25 protein-coding genes are annotated in these 22,741 nt (G+C 42.3%); 11 read left to right on the top strand and 14 right to left on the bottom strand.

What is annotated here, in order from left to right:
* Together AC13DA_RS13735 and AC13DA_RS13740 are read left to right on the top strand one after the other, a co-directional pair.
* A partial coding sequence (locus tag AC13DA_RS13735) for a PQQ-binding-like beta-propeller repeat protein (RefSeq protein WP_482945987.1) occupies positions 1-1,102 on the top strand: 1,102 nt, incomplete at its 5' end.
* A 139-nt stretch (positions 1,103-1,241) separates the two neighbouring features.
* Positions 1,242-2,123 (top strand): quinoprotein dehydrogenase-associated putative ABC transporter substrate-binding protein, encoded by an 882-nt coding sequence (locus AC13DA_RS13740; protein ID WP_007144491.1) that lies wholly within the window; start codon positions 1,242-1,244, stop codon positions 2,121-2,123.
* A gap of 28 nt (positions 2,124-2,151) precedes the next feature.
* Here the strand turns inward: AC13DA_RS13740 and AC13DA_RS13745 are convergent, their stop codons facing one another.
* Positions 2,152-2,619, bottom strand: coding sequence for a DUF302 domain-containing protein (locus AC13DA_RS13745; RefSeq protein ID WP_007144492.1), 468 nt, complete (start codon positions 2,617-2,619; stop codon positions 2,152-2,154).
* Positions 2,620-2,695: 76 nt separating this feature from the next.
* On the opposite strand from AC13DA_RS13745, the gene AC13DA_RS13750 reads away from it, so the two are divergent.
* The 3 genes from AC13DA_RS13750 to AC13DA_RS13760 are packed head-to-tail and all read left to right on the top strand — an operon-like array spanning position 2,696 to position 6,283.
* On the top strand, positions 2,696-3,376 hold the full coding sequence (locus tag AC13DA_RS13750) for a hypothetical protein (protein ID WP_139031825.1): 681 nt from the start codon (positions 2,696-2,698) through the stop codon (positions 3,374-3,376).
* 60 nt (positions 3,377-3,436) lie between these two features.
* On the top strand, positions 3,437-4,894 hold the full coding sequence (locus AC13DA_RS13755) for a sensor histidine kinase (protein ID WP_284450456.1): 1,458 nt from the start codon (positions 3,437-3,439) through the stop codon (positions 4,892-4,894).
* An 18-nt stretch (positions 4,895-4,912) separates the two neighbouring features.
* Complete coding sequence (locus AC13DA_RS13760) at positions 4,913-6,283, top strand: sigma-54-dependent transcriptional regulator (RefSeq protein WP_273181304.1); 1,371 nt, start codon at positions 4,913-4,915, stop codon at positions 6,281-6,283.
* A 1-nt stretch (position 6,284) separates the two neighbouring features.
* Here the strand turns inward: AC13DA_RS13760 and AC13DA_RS13765 are convergent, their stop codons facing one another.
* The 7 genes from AC13DA_RS13765 to AC13DA_RS13795 form a co-directional block, all read right to left on the bottom strand.
* Positions 6,285-6,689, bottom strand: a complete 405-nt coding sequence (locus AC13DA_RS13765; RefSeq protein ID WP_284450457.1) for a ClpXP protease specificity-enhancing factor — start codon at positions 6,687-6,689, stop codon at positions 6,285-6,287.
* A gap of 3 nt (positions 6,690-6,692) precedes the next feature.
* Positions 6,693-7,310 carry a glutathione S-transferase N-terminal domain-containing protein gene (locus tag AC13DA_RS13770; protein ID WP_284450458.1) on the bottom strand — a complete coding sequence of 206 codons (618 nt, stop codon included), beginning with the start codon at positions 7,308-7,310 and terminating at the stop codon, positions 6,693-6,695.
* A 43-nt stretch (positions 7,311-7,353) separates the two neighbouring features.
* A complete protein-coding gene (locus AC13DA_RS13775) occupies positions 7,354-8,058 on the bottom strand; it encodes a cytochrome c1 (RefSeq protein ID WP_284450459.1) in 705 nt (234 codons plus the stop codon).
* Complete coding sequence (locus tag AC13DA_RS13780) at positions 8,058-9,284, bottom strand: cytochrome b (protein WP_007144499.1); 1,227 nt, start codon at positions 9,282-9,284, stop codon at positions 8,058-8,060. The genes AC13DA_RS13775 and AC13DA_RS13780 overlap by 1 nt, the downstream gene beginning before the upstream one ends.
* A complete protein-coding gene (gene petA / locus AC13DA_RS13785; RefSeq protein WP_007144500.1) occupies positions 9,284-9,880 on the bottom strand; it encodes a ubiquinol-cytochrome c reductase iron-sulfur subunit in 597 nt (198 codons plus the stop codon). The genes AC13DA_RS13780 and petA overlap by 1 nt, the downstream gene beginning before the upstream one ends.
* A 184-nt stretch (positions 9,881-10,064) precedes the next feature.
* On the bottom strand, positions 10,065-10,508 hold the full coding sequence (locus AC13DA_RS13790; RefSeq protein ID WP_007144501.1) for a plastocyanin/azurin family copper-binding protein: 444 nt from the start codon (positions 10,506-10,508) through the stop codon (positions 10,065-10,067).
* A gap of 200 nt (positions 10,509-10,708) precedes the next feature.
* Positions 10,709-12,478: an ABCB family ABC transporter ATP-binding protein/permease gene (locus tag AC13DA_RS13795; protein ID WP_284450460.1), complete on the bottom strand. Its 1,770-nt coding sequence runs from the start codon at positions 12,476-12,478 to the stop codon at positions 10,709-10,711.
* Between the two features lie 158 nt (positions 12,479-12,636).
* Here AC13DA_RS13795 and AC13DA_RS13800 point away from each other — a divergent pair, with 158 nt between their 5' ends.
* The 6 genes from AC13DA_RS13800 (at position 12,637) to nadA (ending at position 17,133) form a co-directional block, all read left to right on the top strand.
* Complete coding sequence (locus AC13DA_RS13800) at positions 12,637-12,909, top strand: FmdB family zinc ribbon protein (RefSeq protein WP_007144503.1); 273 nt, start codon at positions 12,637-12,639, stop codon at positions 12,907-12,909.
* A gap of 23 nt (positions 12,910-12,932) precedes the next feature.
* Complete coding sequence (locus tag AC13DA_RS13805) at positions 12,933-13,577, top strand: DUF502 domain-containing protein (RefSeq protein WP_284450461.1); 645 nt, start codon at positions 12,933-12,935, stop codon at positions 13,575-13,577.
* A gap of 71 nt (positions 13,578-13,648) precedes the next feature.
* Complete coding sequence (gene aspS, locus AC13DA_RS13810) at positions 13,649-15,430, top strand: aspartate--tRNA ligase (protein ID WP_284450462.1); 1,782 nt, start codon at positions 13,649-13,651, stop codon at positions 15,428-15,430.
* Between the two features lie 16 nt (positions 15,431-15,446).
* Positions 15,447-15,644, top strand: a complete 198-nt coding sequence (locus AC13DA_RS13815; protein ID WP_284450463.1) for a zinc-finger domain-containing protein — start codon at positions 15,447-15,449, stop codon at positions 15,642-15,644.
* Positions 15,645-16,052, top strand: a complete 408-nt coding sequence (mutT, locus tag AC13DA_RS13820) for an 8-oxo-dGTP diphosphatase MutT (RefSeq protein ID WP_284450464.1) — start codon at positions 15,645-15,647, stop codon at positions 16,050-16,052.
* A 4-nt stretch (positions 16,053-16,056) separates the two neighbouring features.
* Complete coding sequence (nadA, locus tag AC13DA_RS13825; protein ID WP_284450465.1) at positions 16,057-17,133, top strand: quinolinate synthase NadA; 1,077 nt, start codon at positions 16,057-16,059, stop codon at positions 17,131-17,133.
* Positions 17,134-17,135: 2 nt separating this feature from the next.
* On the opposite strand, the gene AC13DA_RS13830 is transcribed toward nadA, so the two are convergent.
* Genes AC13DA_RS13830 through pilB form a run of 6 tightly spaced genes read right to left on the bottom strand, consistent with a single transcriptional unit; the run spans position 17,136 to position 22,607 of the window.
* On the bottom strand, positions 17,136-17,327 hold the full coding sequence (locus AC13DA_RS13830) for a DNA gyrase inhibitor YacG (RefSeq protein ID WP_040576155.1): 192 nt from the start codon (positions 17,325-17,327) through the stop codon (positions 17,136-17,138).
* Positions 17,328-17,329: 2 nt separating this feature from the next.
* A complete protein-coding gene (gene zapD, locus AC13DA_RS13835) occupies positions 17,330-18,142 on the bottom strand; it encodes a cell division protein ZapD (protein WP_007144511.1) in 813 nt (270 codons plus the stop codon).
* A 27-nt stretch (positions 18,143-18,169) separates the two neighbouring features.
* Positions 18,170-18,772: a dephospho-CoA kinase gene (gene coaE / locus AC13DA_RS13840; protein WP_284450466.1), complete on the bottom strand. Its 603-nt coding sequence runs from the start codon at positions 18,770-18,772 to the stop codon at positions 18,170-18,172.
* The gene (locus tag AC13DA_RS13845; protein WP_284450467.1) at positions 18,772-19,641 is read right to left on the bottom strand and encodes a prepilin peptidase; all 870 of its coding nucleotides are present in this window, start codon (positions 19,639-19,641) and stop codon (positions 18,772-18,774) included. The genes coaE and AC13DA_RS13845 overlap by 1 nt, the downstream gene beginning before the upstream one ends.
* Positions 19,642-19,643: 2 nt before the next feature.
* Positions 19,644-20,885, bottom strand: a complete 1,242-nt coding sequence (locus AC13DA_RS13850; RefSeq protein WP_284450468.1) for a type II secretion system F family protein — start codon at positions 20,883-20,885, stop codon at positions 19,644-19,646.
* A gap of 3 nt (positions 20,886-20,888) precedes the next feature.
* Positions 20,889-22,607: a type IV-A pilus assembly ATPase PilB gene (gene pilB / locus AC13DA_RS13855; RefSeq protein ID WP_284450469.1), complete on the bottom strand. Its 1,719-nt coding sequence runs from the start codon at positions 22,605-22,607 to the stop codon at positions 20,889-20,891.
* Positions 22,608-22,741 lie beyond the last annotated feature (134 nt).

Raw genomic sequence — 22,741 nt, forward strand, 5'->3', positions numbered from 1 at the left:
CAAAACCATGTCTATGCTGAAACCAGTTGGCAAAGATTCATCTTTGAAAACTTGGCAAGGTGACCAATGGAAAATTGGTGGTGGTACAACATGGGGTTGGTATTCATACGATCCAGATCTGAACATGTTCTACTACGGTAACGGTAACCCATCTACCTGGAACCCGGTTCAACGTCCTGGTGATAACAAATGGACCATGTCTTTATGGGGTCGTGACTTAGACACCGGTATGGCGAAATGGGTTTACCAAATGACACCACATGATGAGTGGGACTATGATGGTGTGAATGAAGTCATTCTCGCTGAACAAAAAGTGAATGGTAAAATGCATAAAACCGCTGTCCACTTTGATCGTAACGGTTTTGGTTACACCATGGACCGCGTCACGGGTGAACTGTTAGTGGCTGAAAAATATGATCCAGCGGTTAACTGGTCAAACGGTGTGAACCTGAAAACCGGTTTACATGATCGTGTAGCGAAATACTCTACTGCACGTAACGGTGAAGACGTTAACACAACAGGTATTTGTCCTGCGGCCTTAGGTTCTAAAGACCAACAGCCAGCGGCATTCTCGCCTCGTACAGGTCTGTACTATGTGCCAACCAACCACGTTTGTATGGACTATGAACCATTTGAAGTGGAATACGTCGCAGGTCAACCATACGTTGGTGCAACATTAAGCATGTATCCCGCACCAGGTGGTACACACTTAGGTAACTTCATCGCTTGGGATTCACGTGAAGGTAAGATCGTATGGTCAAACCCAGAACGTTTCTCAGTCTGGTCTGGTGCCTTAGCAACCGCTTCTGACGTCGTCTTCTACGGTACATTGGAAGGCTACTTGAAAGCCGTTGATGCGCAAACAGGTCGTGAGCTGTGGAGATTCAAAACAGCGTCAGGCGTTATCGGTAACGTCAACACCTACAAACATGACGGTAAACAGTATATTTCTGTACTGTCAGGTGTCGGTGGTTGGGCTGGTATCGGTATGGCGATCCCAAGCTTAGAAAATGACACAGATGGTCTTGGCGCAGTCGGTGCATATAAATCACTGTCTAGCTGGACTAACCTGGGTGGTATTCTGAGTGTATTCAGCCTGTAAGACCCAGATGATATAGATTACTCTGTAATCTTAATCTGAATAAAAGGCCCGGCATCTTTTGATGTCGGGTCTTTTTTTTGAAACAAATATGTTAGCTTTATGGTCGAAAGTTTTTCATAATCAAAAAAAGGAAGAGAGAATGACCAAAATACAGCGTTGGACACTAGTTATTATGGGAGTCCTTCTGGGTACAACCACAGCATTTGCTGCTGGTGATTTAAAACCCCTCCCTGGACAAAAAGCCGTGCGCGTTTGTGCTGACGGTTACAACCTGCCTTATTCAAATAAAGAAGGTGAAGGCTTTGATAATAAGATCGCAGAGTTATTAGGCAAAGAATTGGGGTTACCCGTTGAATATTATTATTTCCCGCAACGTATCGGCTTTTCACGTAACACAATTAAAAAAGTAGATCCTGAGACAGGATTGTTTTATTGCGATGTCGCAATGAGTATTCCTGAACATACAGATTTCTTAAAACCGACTAAACCCTACTGGAGTTCAATTGAAGCAATGGTCTACCGCAAAGGAGAAGGCTATGAGCTTCATCAGATGAAAGATATTGTCACGGCAAAAAAAGATGGTAAACCATTACGTATCGGTATCTTTGATCGTGGTGTAACAACAAAAGCGCTATTAGACCTCGGTTTAGCTGATCAAATTCAATATTTCCAAATGATGCCTGGTGATGCTCGAGTGAATGCTGGACGTATTATTAGTGATGAGCTCGCCAAAGGTAATATCGATGTTGCGTTATTGTGGGGGCCCATTGCTGGTTACTATGCTAGTGAGTCAGATGTGCCAATGGTTGTTCAGCCTCTAAATGAGCTGGGTGAGGCCTATGTGTTCAGCTTTAGTATGGGAACGCGTTATCAAGACAAAAAATGGAATGCGCTATTAAACCAATTCCTGACAGAAAATAAAGATGAGATTGATGCCATCATGGCGCAATATCATTTGCCGTCATTGGATAACGTTAACCCTTATCCTAAAAAGCGGGTTCGCAAGGATGATGACGATTAATATTTAGCTGAACATTTTATCGGGGTGACTATTCAATCGTTGCCCCGATAATTGTTTTTAAATTGTGATTAATTTTTTTTGCAAATACCTGTTGTTTAGTGTTGTGAGAAGTTTCATCCATTAATTCGGTACTGATAATAACCTGACCAGAGTTGGACTGACGTACACTGATATTACAGGGCATTTCATTGATGAGCTGGGGATTGATTTCCATCATTTCTTTGGCATAAGTGATGTTACAAAAATTAGTAATCGTCGCTAATGGAAAATCCGTATCACCACGATCTCGAATGGCTTGGCCAATGTGACTTCGATGAATGATGCGGTAATTTTGTTCTGAAATAGCGATATCTAAGTTTAATAAGGTATCTTCAAAAGAATACGGACTTTCTTTTTCATATAGTCTGTTTTCAGTCTGCTGCTGACAGGCTGTAAAGAAGAGAAATGTAAGAATAATAAGAGTGTAGCTGACAATGCCTGAGGAAAATATTTTCATGTATTAAAGCTATATTTAATGAATGATTGTTTAGAATAACACTATAAAATCAAAGTAAAAAAGAGAGAGGTTCAAAGTGAAAAAATTGTTAATGGTATTGATGTCTGGATGGCTTATGGTGCTTTTCAGTAATGCCTTTGCTGAGCCTGGATTCTCAGAAGTAAATAATGAATTATTTGATAAAGCTCATTTAAAAAATATTACACAGCCAGGCACATTAACCTATAAATATAAAAAAGAAAGCTTCGTTGAAGATTCGCGTGAAGACACAATAAAAGTACACGTATCAAATATCCGTAATACTGGTCGTAGTGACCTATCTTTTGATTTTTTCACCAACCAGTATAAACGTCCTTATGAACCCATGGAAAACCAGCGTGGAAATGGCGTTTTTGTGCTTTTCTTAGAGTTTGATGTACATGAAATGAAACGCCTGACAGGCGGCGAATGGCGTTATTTCCAACGCAAACTTCGTTGGGCATTAGCCGCTGGCGCTGAGAAAAAACAGGTCGATATTGACTACAACGGTAAAAAGGTAAAAGGTACACAATATATTGTCCAGCCATATATTAACGATCCTAAAAATGCACGTTATAAGCTATATGCCAGCAAATATTATATTTTCACCCTTTCAGAAGATATCCCGGGTGAGATTTATGAAGTTAGAACTATTGTGCCAGATGGTGATACGTGGCATGAAGGACAGGCTGCATTAGTCGATGAAAGTATTACATTTGAAAGCTATAAGCCCGAGTAAAAAAATAATTTACTTGATCTTGGACAGCATAAAACGGGCTGAAAAGGCCCGTTTTTTTATATGAAACTATTTTCCCGCTTTCGCCGAAGTATTCAAGGCTCACTTTTGTTACATGAGCTAAGTTTCTTGATTATTATTCTTGTGACTGCCAGTGTCGGAATCGTCTGGGCTTTTGCATGGCAAAAAAGTTCTGAAGAGTCTTTACGATTGACTTCGATGAATAATCACATGCAAAACATTCGTGGTGAGTTATACCGTCAATTGAAAGAAGTATTTGATGCGAACTTTCTTGCGGATACGGACGCCCCTGAAGAGTATGAACAATATACAGATAGAATTACAGGGTTTATCCAAGACTTAAAGCAGGAAGCTGAACAACAAAACGAGTTTCAGGCAGTGATTGATATCGAACTGGCTTATCAACGGTTCCATGATGAAACGCATACTCTGTTAAGAGTCATGCAACCATCTGAGCAACAAAAAGAATTGCTGAATCTACAACTGGAGAAATATACCTTTAAAAAACTCGAAGATGCTTTCAGCCAATTTGAAAGTCTACTCAATAAAAAGCAGCAAGCATTGACCCATGATCGACAGAAGTGGATGTCGCAGTTATTCATACTTGTACCCATCCCGATCTTATTAGCATTAACGCTATTATTACTATCACGGCGTTTTGTGAATAATAATGTCATAAAACCTCTTGCTAGAGTGATGCAAGGCGCAAGGCGGATAAGCAAAGGGGAATTGAATCATGAGATTAAAGGTGGTGGGGTAGATGAGTTAATTCGACTGTCTGATGCCATTAACATGATGGCCAGTGAGATTATTGTCAATCGTGACCGATTGATTGAGGCAAAAAAACAAGCCGCTTTGGGCGAGTTGGTTCCCTTGGTTGCTCACAACATTAGAAACCCATTGGCCAGTATTCGTGCAGCAGCCCAAGTCACATTAGATGAAAATCCGGAGCCTGAAATTCAGGAAGCATTAAAAGATATTATTATCGCTGTAGATCGCCTTGAACGCTGGGTGACTTCATTATTAACGTATCTGCATCCAATAAGTGCTCATTTCACTCAGAAACCTCTGACAGAGGTGGCAGACAATACCTTGGCTATGATGGATTTACAACTCAAGGATAAATCGATATACATCGAACGGAAAGGATGGGAGTTGCAGCCTACACAGGTTTTGATTGATATTAATTTAATGGAACAAGCTATATTCAATCTTATACAGAATGCCATTGAAGCCTCACCAATTTCGTCAAAGTTAAGACTGGAATATAAAGAGAGTTCAGACCAAATTGAATTAAGTATTCGTGACCAGGGAAAAGGAATGAACTTTGATCCGTTAGATGAAAATGCTGTTGGTAGGGATGATACTAAACGGCTTAGTTTTGGTCTGGGCATACCCTTTACACTTAAAGTTGTGAAACAACATCAGGGCGAACTCTTTTATTACGCTAATGATGTTCATGGAACATGCGTGATTATCAGACTGCCAAAAATTACCTAAGGTAAAGTGAAATTGATATTGAATATTTTATTAATTGAAGACGAAACGCTTTTTGCAAAATCTGTTATGAAGCGTCTGCAACGAGAGGGTCATACGCCAACAATTGCTGAAACCATTTCTGATGCATACATGGTGTTGGAAAAAACTTTACCAGACATTATTCTGCTGGATGTAAGATTACCAGATGCCAGTGGTCTGGACTTCTTACAGGTGTTAAGAGAGCATCAAACTTGGCATGTTATACCAGTGGTTATGATGACCGCCTATGGTGAATTAGAAGATGCTGTTCGAGCCATGAAGTTAGGTGCGACAGATTATTTGAAGAAACCTGTTGATTTGGATGAGTTAGTACTCACAGTCAATAAGGTGATGCAAACACAAAAGCTAAGTCAACAGCTTGACTACTCGCATGTCCGGGAGACGCATGGTTCAGAACCTGTGGTAATGGTCGGCCAAAGTAACGCCATGCAGGCTATCAAGCAACAAATGGAACGCGTCATTCAGTTGGTTGATCGCGCTCAGACTGAATATCCTGTCATTCTCATCAACGGTGAAACTGGAACAGGCAAAGATGTACTTGCTCGCTATTATCATCAGTCAGGTAAATGGCGAGACAAGCCTTTTGTCCACGTTGATTGTGCAGCCTTACCCAAAGATTTAATCGAAGCTGAACTATTTGGTTATGAGCGCGGTGCATTTACCAATGCACATCAGGCAAAAGCAGGCTTAATTGAAGTGGCCGAAGATGGGACACTTTTCTTAGATGAAGTCGGTGAACTACCACTTGAATTGCAATCAAAGTTATTGAATGTGCTAGAACGCCGTCAGATAAGACGAATTGGGGCAACACAAGAAAGGGCGGTTAATGCACATTTCATCGCAGCAACAAATCGTGACTTACCTCAAATGGTCGCTGATGGCGAGTTTCGTTCAGATCTTTATTTCCGTTTAAACGTGATTCAACTTCAGATGCCGCCGTTACGGGAGCGAAAAATTGACATCGCACCATTAGCTGCGCATTTTGTTGAGATGGTTGCAAGACGTTATGGTTTGAAACCTCCCGTTTTTACAGAAACGGCTGTCAGTGCGCTACAAGACTATGATTGGCCAGGCAATATCCGAGAGTTACAACATGTTGTTGAACGTGCAGTGATGATGTCTGCTGATGGCTTGATTGATGTATCACAATTGATCATGCAGACAACAATCACAACATCTCAACAGCTTGATCCTGTCGAAGTCTTGGGACATATGACGCTTGAACAGGTCGAGAAGTATCTGCTGGAAAAAGCACTGGAGCGAACCGCGGGTAATGTATCTCGTGCTGCACGTGAGCTAGGATTGACAAGAATGGCCATGCGATATCGCATGGAAAAATATCAATTATAGTTTATTTGACGACTTTTAAACTGGGACGGCTTCCTGACTTATTAGTGTTATTTTGAGTCGAGGGTTCAGTTTTTGGTGGCGGTGGCGGTGTTGGCATTTCTTCTTCCGGAAAGAACATACCTTCGTTATTTTCTTTGCTGTAAATAGCCTGAACAGCAATGATGGGGATAAATATATCCATTGGTTTGCCGGCAAATCTCGCTGAGAAACTCAGCCAATCATTACTAATATTTAAATCCCGAACTGCATCAGGTGCGATATTCAAGACGATACGACTATCGCGTACGAAGTCAGTAGGAACTTGTACACCCTCGTGGTCAGTATTGACCAGTAGATAAGGAGTAGAAGCATTATCTAGTAACCATTCATGTATGGCTCGAATAAGATATGGCTTTTGTGAAGTCATAATTTATCGCATTGCCTTTTCTGCTGCCGTTAAACTCTGTTGGAAACTGTCTCTGCGGAAAATCTTCTGTGCATATTTTTCTACAGCACTGGCACTTGCTGGTAATCTTATTTTTAATGCCGGAAGACGCCATAATAGAGGGGCTAGCGTGCAGTCCAACACAGAAAACTCATCACTCATAAAAAACGCTGAGTCTTCAAATAATGGCGCAAGCACCGTTAAATCTTCCTGAATCGTTTTACGTGCTTTACTGACGTTACCTTTTTCGCGTCCTGAAATAACATTCCAGTGTGAGTACCAGTCTCTGTCTATTCGGTAGAGCATCAGTCGTGTTTTTGCCTTTGCTACAGGGTCGACAGGCATCAGTGGTGGATGAGGGAAACGTTCATCCAGATATTCAGCTATCACACTTGCGTTGAATAACACTAAATCACGATCAAATAAGGTGGGACCAATTCCATAAGGATTGGCAATCGCGACCTCTTCCGGCCAAGCGCCATCAATTAAGGTTTCAATATTCGCATCAATATCTTTTTCCTGAAGAATAATGCGAACCTGATGACTAAAGGGACAAATAGGATCTGAGAAAACCGTCATTTTAGAACGGCGAGTACTATTCATTTTTTATCAAATCCTATCATGTCTTCGCTATGCCAAATAATGATCAATGTATATCTTTCCAGAAGGCTTTTTTAAGTGGATAAGCAATCAAGAAAAACACTATCAGGTAGAGCAGAACCCATTTTGCAAGAGCCATTCTTTGTAGTTTAGATGGCTCACTCATATAGGCAAGAAAGTTAACCAGATCATGCACTAATTGGTTGTACTCATGCGTTGATAACGGTGCATTTTCTGGAGCAATTAATTCGCCTGTCTCTGGATCCTTTGTTTGATAACCTTGTTGCTCCCATAGAACATGAGGCATACCAACATCTTTAAATGCAAGATTATTGGTACCCACTGGGCGAGAAGAGTCAAGATAGAATGTTCTCAGATAGGTATATAGCCAATCGGTACCTCTGGAACGAGCAATAACCGATAAATCAGGAGGCGTCACGCCAAACCATTTCTTTGCATCTTCCGGACGCATTGCAATAGTCATTGTGTCGCCAATTTTGTCAGAGGCAAACATCAGATTATCTTTAACCTGATCATCTGTTAAACCAAGATCTTTTGCCATACGGTTGTAGCGCATGTATGCAGCTTGGTGACAACTCAGGCAATAGTTAACAAATGTTTTTGCACCACGCTGTAAAGACGCTTGATCGGTGATATCAATGTCTGTGTGATCCAAATGGACACCACCCCCGGCAGCCATAGCCTGTACCGAAAACAGGCTGAGGAAAACAGTAAAAATTAAATGTTTCATTAGCTTGTTACCCTTTCTGGTACAGGTTTATCTTTATCAAATTTCGTGTAGAACGGCATAAAGATGAAAAATGCAAAATAGATAACTGACGAAATTTGAGCAATCAGCGTGTAAAGCTCTGTGGCAGGTTGTGTGCCTAAAAAGCCTAAAACTAAGAAGCTGATAATAAACAAGGTTAATGCAATCTTGAAATAAGGGCCACGGTAACGAATTGATTTTACTGGGCTTCTATCTAACCAAGGTAACAAAAATAAGAACACGATGGATAAGCCCATGGCAACAACGCCAGGGAATGCTGATGCATTGATGCTTGGCACCGCTCTTAAAATTGCATAGAAAGGCGTGAAATACCAGACAGGGGCAATATGCTCTGGTGTTTTCAACGGATCCGCTGGAATGAAGTTAGCATGTTCCAAGAACCAACCACCCATTTCTGGCATATAGAACAACACCAACGAAAAGATAAATAAGAAGACAATAACGCCAACAATATCTTTCACCGTATAGTAAGGATGGAATGGAATACCGTCTAATGGTTTGCCTTCTTTATTCTTAAGTTTCTTAATTTCAACGCCATCAGGATTATTAGAACCAACTTCATGCAAGGCAATGATGTGGGCAACAACCAGTCCCAGTAACACGATTGGTAAAGCAATAACATGGAAAGCGAAGAAACGATTCAGAGTTGCATCAGCTACAACGAAGTCACCACGAATCCATAAAGCGAGTTGTTCGCCAATGAAGGGAATAGCGCCGAACAGTGAAATAATAACCTGAGCACCCCAGTAAGACATTTGTCCCCACGGCAGCAGATAACCCATAAAGGCTTCCGCCATCAATACGAGATATATCAACATACCAAACAGCCACACGAGCTCGCGTGGTTGTTTATAAGAACCGTAAATTAAACCCCGGAACATATGCAAATAGACGACGATGAAAAAAGCAGAAGCGCCAGTGGAATGCATATAGCGGATTAACCAGCCCCATGGAACATCACGCATGATGTATTCAACGGAAGCAAAAGCTAGTGCCGCATCAGGTTTGTAGTTCATTGTCAGGAATATTCCAGTGACAATTTGTATGACCAAAACCAATAAGGCTAAAGACCCAAAGAAATACCAGAAATTGAAATTCTTCGGTGCGTAATATTCAGAAAGATGTTCTCTCCACATTTTAGATGCGGGAAAACGGGCATCAACCCAATTCATAAATCCGGAAAACATTATGCAGCTCCTTCTGAACTTTCACCAACGATAACGACGTTATCACCCTGGAAATGATAAGGAGGTACCAGCATATTCTTAGGAGCAGGCATATTTTGAAAGACACGGCCAGCTAAATCATATCGCGAACCGTGACATGGGCAAAAAAAGCCGCCTTTCCAATCTTTTCCAAGATCTTCCGGTGCTAATTCGGGCCTGTATGTAGGTGAGCAGCCCAAATGGGTACAAATACCGACAAGTACCATCAATTCGTCACGGATAGAGCGAGCTTCATTTTGACAGTATGATGGTTGTTGGCTGGCCATTTCACTACGAGGGTCAACGAGTCTATCGTCTAATGAAACAAGCGTTTCAATTGTTTCCTCGCTGCGTCTGAAAATCCAGACGGGTTTTCCTTGCCACTCAACGGTCAGTAATTGCCCTTTTTCTAATTTACTAATATCCACTTCAACAGGTGCGCCAGCAGCTTGAGCTTTTGCACTAGGTAGCATGGATGAAACAAATGGTACGGCAACGGCGACTGCACCAGCCCCACCAACAACACTGGCAGCTGCGGTTAGAAATCGCCTTTTGCCTGTATCGACATTGTGACTCATTGACGGAGTCCTCCCAGCTTTCTGAAAATCTTAAAATTCCCTATTAACCGCATGAATTATTATTGTTCAATGCTGCGGTTAACTACAAAACTCATAAATATTATCATAGTACTGGAAGCAAAGGATCAAAAAAGCCCGCCTAGAATTAGGCGGGCTTTTCATCTTGGAACGATTTTAATCGAACTTATTTAGCAGCTTTTGCGGCTTTTTTCACCAGACGTTTCAGAGCGCCTTTAGGTTTAGTGGCTTCGATAGCTTCTAAGTTAGTTGGTTTACCAACGATAACGACACCACCCATACCAGCACCCCAATGCGGGTCACATTTGTATAAGTAAACACCTTCTACTGTTAAAGGTTGTGTTGTGAAGTTTTCACCCATTTGTGAAGTCCAACCTGTTGCGCCTTCTGGGATGTACTCATGTTCACCATCAGCTTCAACAAATTTAGTGTTGGTGATGTGACCGTTCATGTTTTCGAAAGAAACTGTATCACCTGGTTGAATTTGAATAACCATTGGTTTGAATGATGTCACTTGGGCTGTTACTGTGTGGTTTTCAGCCATTACTGAAGTTGACATCAAAGTCGCTGCAGTTAAAGTAGCAGCAATAAGTGATTTACCATATTTCATTATTAATCCTCTTGTTTTCTTAGGTTATTTGACCCAGTGCGATGCAAGTTTGGCACAACCAAACTGAACCGAAACTGAACGGATAAAATAGTTATCTCTTTGGTATATATTGATTTAAGTCGGCTAGAACCGCGCGACATACTAACCTGACTTTTGTCATAAAGTCCAAAAAAGTGAGTGGTTAGCCTCAAATAACTCACTTATACAACGTTATTTGTTTCTGTATGACTTTGCTGTAGCTGCCACATGGAAGCATAGACACCGTTCTGGGCTAGTAATTGTTGATGAGTGCCTTGCTCTATAATCTCACCTTTGTCCATCACCAAAATCTGATCTGCGTCGATGATAGTGGACAGCCTGTGAGCAATAACCAAAGTCGTCTTATTCAGACTAATATTGATGATTTCCTTGCCAATACGTTGTTCAGAATGACTGTCCAGTGCTGAAGTGGCTTCATCAAAGCATAACACTTTGGGATTTTTCAGAAGGGTACGAGCAATGGCAAGCCGTTGTTTTTCGCCACCCGATAATTTCAAACCTCGTTCGCCAACGATAGTGTTATAACCATCAGGTAATTGTTGAATGAAGTCATGTAGATTGGCTTGTTTCGCCGCTGCAGTCACAGCTTCAGTGTTGGCAGATGGTTTGCCATAAGCAATATTGTGGTAAATCGTATCGTTAAATAAAACGGTGTCTTGAGGCACTATGCCAATGTGTTTTCGCAGGCTGTTTTGGGTCACGTGTTTAATATCTTGATTATCGATTTCTATATGACCCATTTGTGGATCATAAAAACGATAAAGCAGCCTGATAATGGTAGATTTTCCGGAACCACTCGGTCCTACAATGGCAAGTTTTTGCCCTGCTTTCGCGGTGAAACTGATATTTTTCAGGATTATTCTATCGGGGTGGTATGAAAAACCGACATTTACAAACTTGACCTCTCCCAAGCTTATATCAATATCCTTTGCATCGTCATTATCAGAAATTTCTTTTTCTTGTTCGAGTAAATGAAACATGCGTTCCATATCGGCCAGTGAATGACGAATTTCTCTGTAGACAAACCCTAAAAAACCCAGAGGCATATAAAGCTGGAGAAGATAAGCATTAATCAGTACAAGATCGCCGAGTGATAACTGACCATCAACCACTCCTTGTCCGGCAAGTAGCATGAGTGCGGTCAAGCCAGCAGAAATGATAACACCCTGACCAATATTCAAAACGGACAGTGACGTCTGGTTATGGATGGCAGATTTTTCCCACGACGCTAATTTTTTATCGTATTGCGAAACCTCCAGTTCCTCATTATTAAAATACTTAACGGTTTCGTAATTAATCAGACTGTCTATCGCTTGATTATTCGCTTGAGAATCCATTTCATTCATGCGCCTGCGATAGCGCATCCGCCACTCAGTGATAATGAGGGTATAAAAGATATATATGAGAATTGTACTGGTGGTGATAATCGCAAAAATACTGTCGTAATTAATGAGTAATATTGCAGTGACTAATCCAATTTCTACCAATGTAGGTAAGATATTGAATATCATGAAGTTCATCAGAAAACTGATGCCGCGACTACCGCGTTCTATATCGCGTGAGATACCACCGGTTTGTCTCTGCAAATGAAATTGAAGTGATAACTCGTGTAAATGAGCCAGTATCTGTGAGGCGATTCTACGAACAGAGCGAAAAATGACTTTGGCGAATAGCGCATCTCGAAGTTCACTAAATGCACTGCTAGCCAGTCTCAGAAGTCCGTAAGCTACTAACATCATCACGGGCAGATAGATGATATTCTGATGCTGGGGATCTAAAGCATCAATAGCGTGTTTAAGTGTCAGGGGGACAGCAACGTTAGCCAGCTTTGCTAGGGTGAGCAGGCTAAGTGCAAGTAATACACGGCCTTTAAATTTTTTTATAAAAGGAATAAGTCGGCGTATTGCCTGCCAATCATTTTTGGATGTCATTAGTATAGTTTAGCGCATTAAATTAGCGATGATGTAAGTGAGCACGGCGGCAATAAAGATTTTTAGTTATAATTAATGGGTTTAACTCTTGAAATGCGGCTTTCGAGACACTATAAAAGTGGTCTCCAATATTTGTTTTATCGTATGAGGAAGGAATAATGCCACTTTATGAATATCGCTGTGATGCGTGTGGTCATGAATTTGAAGCATTGCAAAAAATTAGTGATGAACCATTGGTTGATTGTCCAGCCTGTCAAGAAGCGCAGTTACGTAAATTGGTATCGGCGTCAGGGTTTCGTTTGAAGGGTGATGGCTGGTATGAAACTGATTTTAAAACAGGCAGTAAACGTAATTTAGCAGATACAGGAACGAGCGATAGCGGAAAAAAGACTAATGCAGCCGCATGCGGTACCGGTTGTGGCTGCCATTAATCATGTTTGAACCTAAGTCATAAATGCGTAAATATCTGATAGCGGGATTGTTAGTCTGGATGCCGTTGGGCATTACATTCCTTGTTATCCGCGCTATCGTTGGATTTCTTGATCAAACATTACTACTACTACCCGATGCTTATCAACCGGATAATTTCTTAGGTATCCATATCCCCGGGCTGGGAGTGTTATTAGCGGTTGTATTGGTATTAGCAACGGGTATGATCGTTGCCAATCTGTTAGGGCGACGGATAGTGAATGCCTGGGAATCCTTGTTATCAAGGATTCCTCTGGTCAGAACACTCTATGCGGGTATCAAGCAAATACTAGAAGCCGTATTAGCAACAGATGGACAGTCATTTCGCCGTGTACTTTTGGTGGAATATCCAAGAAAAGGGGCTTGGAGTCTCGCTTTTATGACGTCAGATCAGCTCGGTGAGGTACAAGAAAAAACACGATCCGAAGTGATCAGTGTTTTTATACCAACAACGCCTAATCCAACCTCCGGCTTTGTGCTCATGTTGCCAAAAGAGGATGTGATTGAGTTGGAGATGAGTGTCGAACAAGGCTTAAAAATGATTATCTCAATGGGGGTCGTTGTGCCTGATTGGGAAAAAGAACAATTATTGAAACAACAGGCTCAGCAGAAAAAGCCTGAACAAGCGTAAAATTAAGGGTTCGAATTCTATTTTTCAGAACTCAATTGCAAACTATAAAAATTTAAAGATTGGAAGTTATTATGCGTAGCCATTATTGCGGCGAGGTAAATGAAACCCTCGAAGGTCAGTCAGTTTCTATTGTTGGCTGGATGCACCGTCGACGAGATCACGGTGGAGTTATTTTTATTGACCTACGAGATCGTGAGGGATTAGTTCAAGTTGTTTGTAACCCTGAAGATGCTGAGTGTTTTGCTGTAGCTGAACGTGTCAGAAGTGAATATGTCTTAAAAATTGAAGGGCTTGTTCAGCTTAGACCTGCCGGTAGTGACAATGCCGATTTGCGTAGTGGCAAGATTGAGATTATTGCGAAAAAGCTGGAAATTCTGAATGCATCAGAAACACCGCCTTTCCCGCTGAATGAGCTGTTGGATGTGAACGAAGATATCCGTCTGCGTTATCGTTACATTGATTTACGCCGTCCAGAAATGCAGCAACGTTTGCGTTTCCGTTCACAGATTACCCGTCAGTTACGCCACTTTCTGGATTCAAACGGCTTCTTAGATATTGAAACGCCGATTTTGACGAAAGCCACGCCAGAAGGAGCACGTGATTATCTGGTACCAAGTCGTACCCATCAGGGTGAATTTTTTGCTTTGCCGCAATCACCACAGCTATTCAAACAATTATTGATGATGTCCGGTATGGACCGTTATTATCAGGTTGTTCGTTGCTTCCGTGATGAAGATTTGCGTGCTGATCGACAACCTGAATTTACTCAGATTGATATTGAAACTTCTTTTGTTGAAGAAGAAGATTTCATGAATATGATGGAAGAAATGATTCGCAGTCTTTTTGCCAATGTATTGGAAGAAGCCTTACCGAATCCATTCCCGAGAATGACCTATGCTGAAGCCATGGATCGTTTCGGTAGTGATAAACCGGATCTCCGTATCTCTCTTGAATTAGTCGATGTCAGCGATTTAATGGGTGAGGTTGACTTTAAAGTCTTCTCTTCACCAGCTAATGATCCACGCGGTCGTGTCGCAGCTCTAAAAGTACCCGGTGGTAATAATCTGAGTCGTAAAGAAATTGATGACTACACCAAGTATGTAGGAATCTATGGTGCCAAGGGATTAGCGTATATCAAGGTGAATGATATTGATGCGGGACGTGAAGGTTTGCAGTCACCGATTCTGAAATTCCTACCTGATGAAGTTATCAGTGCCATTATGCAACGTGTAGAAGCAAAAACTGGCGATTTGGTTTTCTTTGGCGCTGATAAAGCGACGATCGTTAATGAGTCTCTCGGTGCACTTCGTGTGAAACTGGGGCATGACTTAGACATGGTGGAACGTGGCTGGAAACCTTTATGGGTTGTTGCTTTCCCAATGTTCGAATGGGACGAGAAATCAGCTCGTTGGCATGCGCTTCATCATCCGTTTACCGCTCCCCGCGAATCAGATTTGGCACTGTTGGACTCTGATCCTGAGAAATGTCTGTCACGAGCGTATGACATGGTCTTAAATGGTACAGAGCTGGGTGGTGGTTCTATGCGTATTCACAAGACCGATATTCAGCAAAAAGTATTTGAATTACTTGGCATTAACGAAGAAGAAGCGCAGGATAAATTCGGCTTTTTGTTAAATGCATTGAAATACGGCTGTCCCCCTCATGGTGGCCTAGCATTTGGTCTTGATCGTTTAGTGATGTTGATGACCGGATCTGCCTCAATACGTGATGTGATGGCATTTCCAAAAACACAATCAGCAAGCTGTTTATTAACGGATGCGCCAAGTCCTATTGATGATGCATTATTGAAAGAACTGAATATCAGGTTGAGAAAAAATCCTCAGGCTGAGTAGTCGTTAAGGAGATCTTATGGGTGAGCAAAGTAATGATAAATCATGCACAGAAAAACATTATTGGGTTCACCCTAAAGATCTGCCGCTAAGCTGTCCAATGCCGGACATGGCGGTGTGGAATGCGCATCCCCGGGTTTATTTAGATATCGAAACAAAAGGTGAAGTGGCCTGCCCTTATTGTGGGGCGCTTTTCACACTAAGTGGTCAGGATTAAATGAGTCAAATACATGTCGCTGTAGGAGTTATTGTTCAGAAACAGCAAGTATTTATCGCCTTACGCAAGCCCGAGCAGCATCAGGGTAATTTATGGGAGTTTCCCGGCGGTAAGGTCGAGGCAGGAGAAAGTACTTTTCAGGCCTTAAAAAGAGAAATTAAAGAAGAGCTGGCGATTGAAGTTCAGTCAGCAAAACCACTCATTACTATTAGCCATGATTATGGTGATAGAACTGTTTTATTGGATGTGTGGTGGACTGATGCTTTTGATGGAACGCCAATAGGTCAGGAAGGTCAAATTACCCAATGGGTAGATATTTCTACCTTACATCAATATGAATTCCCGGCTGCCAATAAGGCCATCGTTGAATCAATACAACAGCAATTGAATACCATACAGGCATTTTAGAATTATGAGTTTAGCAGAAGCCATTCCACAATCACTTCAATCAAAGATTGACTCAATCATTGATAATGTTGCCCCAACGCCTTGGCTGTCTGAAGAGGAAAAAGCGGACTATATTGAGAAAATAAAACGTCTGTTAGAAGAAAAGAATGCCGTTATGATCGCTCATTATTATGTTGATGATGAGCTACAGGCTTTAGCAGAACAAACAGGCGGATATGTTTCTGACTCACTGGATATGGCGAACTTTGGAGCTAAGCATCCTGCTGAAACACTAGTGGTTTGTGGCGTTCGTTTTATGGGGGAAACCGCGAAAATACTGAGCCCAGAAAAGACGGTTATCATGCCAACACTCGAAGCCGAATGCTCACTTGATCTTGGCTGTCCGATTGAAGCCTTTAGCGAGTTTTGTGATCAGCATCCTGATCGTGTTGTTGTGGTTTACGCTAACACGAGTGTTGAAGTAAAAGCGCGTGCTGATTGGATTGTCACCTCCAGTAATGCTATTCAGATTATTGACGCCTTAAAAGCGGAAGGCAAAAAGATTATTTGGGGGCCAGATCGTCATTTGGGTCAGTACATCAAAAATAAAACTGATGCCGATATGCTGTTATGGCAAGGGCATTGTGTTGTACACGATGAGTTTAAGTTGTACGAACTGGAACAGCTTATGGCGAAATATCCTGATGCTGAGGTTTTAGTTCATCCGGAGTCGCCTGAGGCGGTGATTGCCAAGGCAGACTTTGTTGGTTCGACAAAACAAATTATTGCGGCAGGTAAAGCTTCTAAAGCCGATACTTTAATCATCGCAACAGATTATGGTTTGTTTTATAAAATGAGCCAGGCTGTGCCTGATAAACGTTTAATACCCGCGCCGACAGGGGGCAAAAGTGCGACCTGTAAAAGCTGTGCCCATTGTCCATGGATGGCAATGAATACTCTTGTGAACTTACACAAAACATTAGTCGAAATGAATAATACGATTGAAGTAGATGAGGATATTCGTCAAAAAGCGCTAATTCCGTTGAACCGCATGCTTAACTTTTCTTATGAAAAAGGTATTCTCACAGCCGGTGACGCTTAGTCTTAGTGATAATCGGATTCGTCGTTATCATCCAAAGGTGAGTGAACTGGTGGCCCAGGAATACGGTGTCCTTCAGAAGCCCATTCACCGAGATCAATTAGTTTACAGCGCTCACTACAAAAAGGTTTCCAGACTTGATCTTTTTGCCATGGCACTAATGTTCCGCATTGTGGACAATTAACAGTGGTTACCATAATTACATTGCACAACAGCTAAGTTTAAAAGGGATGGTTTCAAACGATTGCTGTGGTCTTTGCTGGATATCAAATAACATAAAGCGAACGGTAAATCGGTGTTTACCACCACTCACCTCCGGGAAGAAGGCCTTGTCACGAGGGATTTCAACACGGATAAGTTGATAAGGCTGATTTGAATCCAGGCTGCGTTGATAGAATCCCGCTTCTGCTACTTCATCTTTAAAACCCACACTACCACGAATAAGTCGAAGACTTAGTTCTACCGCATTTCTGACGGAAATAAATTCATTTAACCACAGCCGAAGTTGTTCACTGCGTGTTTCGGCAAGCGTATGCTGCAACCAGAAGTGGTAAGAGGGTAAGTCGAATTCACAGGTGCCGCCAGGAATACTGGAACGCTGCCGAATGCTGTAGAGGAATTCGTTATCACGTAACGGTTGACCTAACCCTGATTTTTGTACGTGCAAAGCATCCAAGCTTTGATCCAAATCAGAAAGCAATGCATCCAATGCCTCTCTATCAACACCTGGAGTATTTTCCAGCGCTGATAAATTAGCAATCAACCGCTCAATTTCTTTCATCAATTCTTGTTTCATATCGCTGCGCTCAAAGACACTGAGCATGCTTAATATTCCATCCAAAGCATCGCGATGATGCATCTCGGATTGGCCCATTAATGCAGAATCAACACGTTTAAATAGAAATTCTAACCTTAGGAAGGTTCGAATTCGTTCATTGAGTGGTTGTTCAAAAATTATCGAATCTGACACGGGTCTATTTTTTAACGATGAATGGATAGGTTTATTGTCCATGACTCTTTGCTGGCAAGCAACTTAATGTCATTTGTCAGCAAACTTTAAGTAGAGTTCATGCAATTGAGCAACTTGATGTGCTAAAGAATCTACAGAGTCATTATTATTGATAATATCATCTGCGTGTTGCAAGCGGAGTTGGTGGTCACACTGACTCTTAATCATCGCTTGAGCTGTTTCCATAGAGATATTATCACGCGTTTGTAATCTTTCTAGCTGCTTCTCAAGGCTGACATCAATCACACAGACGCGGTCTACTTGTTTATAGATGCCTACTTCAATCAGTAGCGGCACAGACATTATGCAGTAAGCAGATGTAGAGCTTGCCGCTTGAGTGAATAATTGCTGGCGAATAGCCGGGTGTAATATTTTTTCGAGACGTTGTTTATCATTATCATTGTGGAAGATACGTTCGCGTAAATAGCGTCGGTTAATTTCTCCATTATCCAACAAAACTGACTCACCAAAAGCCTCGACAACTTCGCTGTAGCAGTCTGAATCTATTGTTAAAAGTGTATGAGCAATACGATCGGCATCAATAATGTCGATGTGGTATTTATCATGAAATAGTGAAGTGACAGTAGATTTGCCACTGGCAACACCACCAGTGAGGCCAACCTTAAACACCATTAAACGAGACCTGACCAATGCAGGTAAGCACTGTTTATGATTTCTCCCCAGACGAGTGCTATCCACCCTGCAATGGCAAGATAGGGGCCGAAGGGGATAGGAATCTCACGTTGATGCTGTTTTAGCAGAACCAGTGTGATGCCGATTAACGCTCCAACAAACGATGATAATAATACAATCATAGGGAGTGCTTGCCAGCCCAGCCAGGCGCCCAGTGCGGCGAGAAGCTTAAAGTCACCATAACCCATACCCTCTTTACCAGTCACCAGTTTAAACAGGTGATAGATGCTCCACAGCGATACATAACCGGCAATCGCACCAATCACACTGCTATGAAGGTCTGTGTAGACACCTGAAAGGTTAAAAGCCAAACCTAGCCAGATAAGCGGTAGCGTGATTTTGTCAGGTAACAGTTGGTGATCAACATCAATAAACGTTAATGGTATCAATGCCCAACTAAGTAGCAGCGCACCAACTGCACTCCAGCCAAAACCAAAGTGCCAGGCAATAATGACTGACACCAGAGCTGATAGAGCTTCAATAGTAGGATAGCGTATTGAAATCGGGGTTCGGCAAGCTTTGCATTTGCCTGCAAGAAATAAATAACTGATCACTGGAATATTTTCCAGTGCCGTAATGGCATGTCCACAATGCGGACATGCAGACCGAGGCCTTGAAAGCGTGAATACCGCTTCGGGATGGCTTGCTTGGTCACGTAGTTCTGCACATTGTTCAGTCCACTCACGCTCCAGGATGATAGGCAGACGGTAAATAACCACGTTTAAAAAACTGCCAACGAGCAGGCCAAGAATGCCGGCAATGATGATCCATGCAACTGGCGATGTTGCCAGGTAATCGATAAGCGACATATTTAGATCGCTGCGCCGAGTTTGAATATTGGCAGATACATGGCGATGACTAGTGTACCTACGATGCCACCCAGGAAGACCATGATGAGTGGCTCTAATAAGGCCGTCATATTATCTACCGCGTCATCAACTTCACTTTCATAGAACTCGGCGACTTTGGCCAGCATGGCATCAAGTGAACCAGACTCTTCACCAATAGCTACCATTTGCACAACCATATTGGGGAATAACTCGACATCAATCATCGCTTTATTCAATTGTGTGCCTGTAGAAACATCATCCCGCATAATCAGCGTTGCTTCACCGAAGACCACATTACCTGTCGCACCTGCAACAGATGTCATCGCTTCGACCATAGGAACACCTGCTTTGAACATGGTGGAGAATGTTCTGGCAAAACGTGCAATGGCCGCTTTTCTCATGATTTCACCGACCACAGGGATTTTAAGTAGCATCCTGTCTAAAAAGTGTTGAACTTTACGTGAACGCTTGCGTGACTCCATGGCGCCGTAAACCGCCGCAATCAGTAGCCCGAAGATTAACCACCATTTTTCCTGAAAGACTTCGGATACCCGAATCACTAATTTTGTCAGACCCGGCAAGTCAGCACCAAAGCCTTTGAATAAAGACTCAAATTGTGGAATAACAAAGATCATCAAGATGGCTGTGACAATAAACGCAACGACGATAATCGCCGAAGGGTAGACGAGTGCTTTTTTAATTTTTGCTTTTAATGCTTCGGTTTTCTCTTGGTAGGCGGCAATTTCATGCAAGAGTGTTTCTAATGCACCTGATTGCTCACCAGCATTAATCAGATTGACGTATAAATCATCAAAGTGATGAGGAAATTTAGATAAGGATTCAGCTAAGCTGGTACCTGATTCAACGTCAGCTTTTATCGCCAGAATCATTTCTTGCATACTACTATTTTCATGGCCTTCGCCGATAATTTGCAGTGACTGCATTAATGGCACGCCAGACGACATCATGGTAGCAAGCATACGACTGAAAACGGCAATATCGGAAGGCTTGATTTTCGGTTTTCTGGGAGCGAAAAGATCTTTGGGTTTTTTACGGACTTTTAACGGGGTTATTCCTTGGCGTCGTAAATCGACTTTGGCCTGATTCAGGTTTTCTGCACTGATTTGGCCTTTGACTTTCCGACCCTGTTTGTCCGTTCCCTGCCACAGGAAGATATCGGGTACTTTGACTTTTTTTGCTTTAGCCGCTTGTGCTTGTGCCACATCTTACTCCTTGATTACCCGATTGACTTCTTCGAGGCTGGTTAAGCCTGCTGCGACTTTTTTGAGTCCGGACTTACGAAGATCATCAATACCTTCTTTTTCTGCCTGATCCGCCAACTGAATTGCATTTCCGCCTTCCATGATGATGCGACCCATCGCATCGGATACCGGCATCACCTGATAGATACCGACACGGCCTTTGTAGCCTTCGGTACAACTATCGCATCCCACCGCTTTATAAACTGTGACACCAGCATCAATTTGCGCTTGTGTGAACCCTTCAGCCAACAGCGCTTCGTTTGGAAGCGTATCCGGTGCTTTGCATTTTGAGCACAGTCTCCTAGCCAGACGTTGTGCAATGATAAGGGAAACAGCGGAGGCGATATTAAATGCTGGCACACCCATATTCATTAATCGCGTTAAAGATTGTGGTGCGTCATTGGTATGCAGAGTTGAAAAAACCATATGTCCGGTTTGTGCCGCTTTGATGGCAATTTCTGCTGTTTCCAGATCACGAATCTCACCGACCATGATGACATCCGGATCTTGACGTAAAAATGCACGTAAAGCTTCAGAGAATGTCAGTCCTATCGCTGGGTGAACGTTAACTTGATTAATGCCGGGCAAACTGATTTCAGCCGGATCTTCTGCGGTAGAGATATTACGATCACCGGTATTGAGAATATTCAATGCGGTATAAAGCGAGACGGTTTTACCACTACCTGTCGGTCCGGTAACGAGCACCATGCCGTAAGGTTTGTGCATGATTTCCAAAAAGGTTTTCTTTTGGTTTTCTTCATAACCCAAGGCATCAATACCCAACTGTGCACTGGTGGGATCCAAAATACGCAATACGATTTTTTCACCAAACAAAGTTGGACAGGTGTTCACACGAAAATCAATGGCTTTGGTTTTCGACATTTTCAATCGCATACGGCCATCTTGTGGGACACGGCGTTCTGCGATATTCAAGCGTGATAATACTTTTAAGCGAGCAGCGATGCGGCCACCAAGAGCGACAGGCGCTGTTTTCATTTCGTGAAGCATGCCGTCGATTCGAACCCGGACCCGGTATTTTTGTTCATAAGGTTCAAAGTGAATATCGGAGGCACCTGACTTGATAGCATTCGTTAAAATGCCATTTATAAAACGAACGACCGGGGTGTCATCAATATTTTTGTCGTTGAGCTGATCGTTTTTGTTGTCATCTTCGTCTGGACCAAGATCGATATCGTCGAGCTCTTCGTCATCAAAGTTATCCAGTTTTTCGTTGGTTTTATCTAATGCCTTTTCGATAATGTTGGAGAGTTTTTGTTCATCGACCAAAACCGGAAAGGTGTTCATGGCCGTATTGAACTGGAATTCGTCCAAGGCCTGCAAGTTAGTGGGGTCTGAAACAGCGACATATAAACGTTTGCCGCGCTGGAATAATGGTAAAGCGTTATGCTGGCGAATTAATTTTTCTTGAATTAATGAGGTCGCCGCAAGATCCAGGTTCATTGCGTCAATATCGAAGAGCGGAACACCAAATTCCTGGGAGGCAATTGCCGCAATGTCGGCACTAGCGAGAATTTTGTGATTAACCAGATACGTAACGAAAGGCTGCTTGGCTTCTTTGGCTGCGGACTGGGCATGCAGTGCTTGCTCTTCAGTTAAAAGACCTTCATTAACCAGTCGTCGAGCGAGGCCACTGAGTCTCATGGGGGCTGCCATATTTGCCATGACTATTTGTGATTCCTTAACATAAGCTGATCTAGGAACCCTAATAGTATGTAACTTAAACAAGAAATTCTAGTTTTCAGATTCAAGACGAATAAGTCTGCGACGTTATATACTGCCGAATAAATTTTTTGAGG

Source organism: Methylophaga sp. F-2, assembly GCF_056859315.1.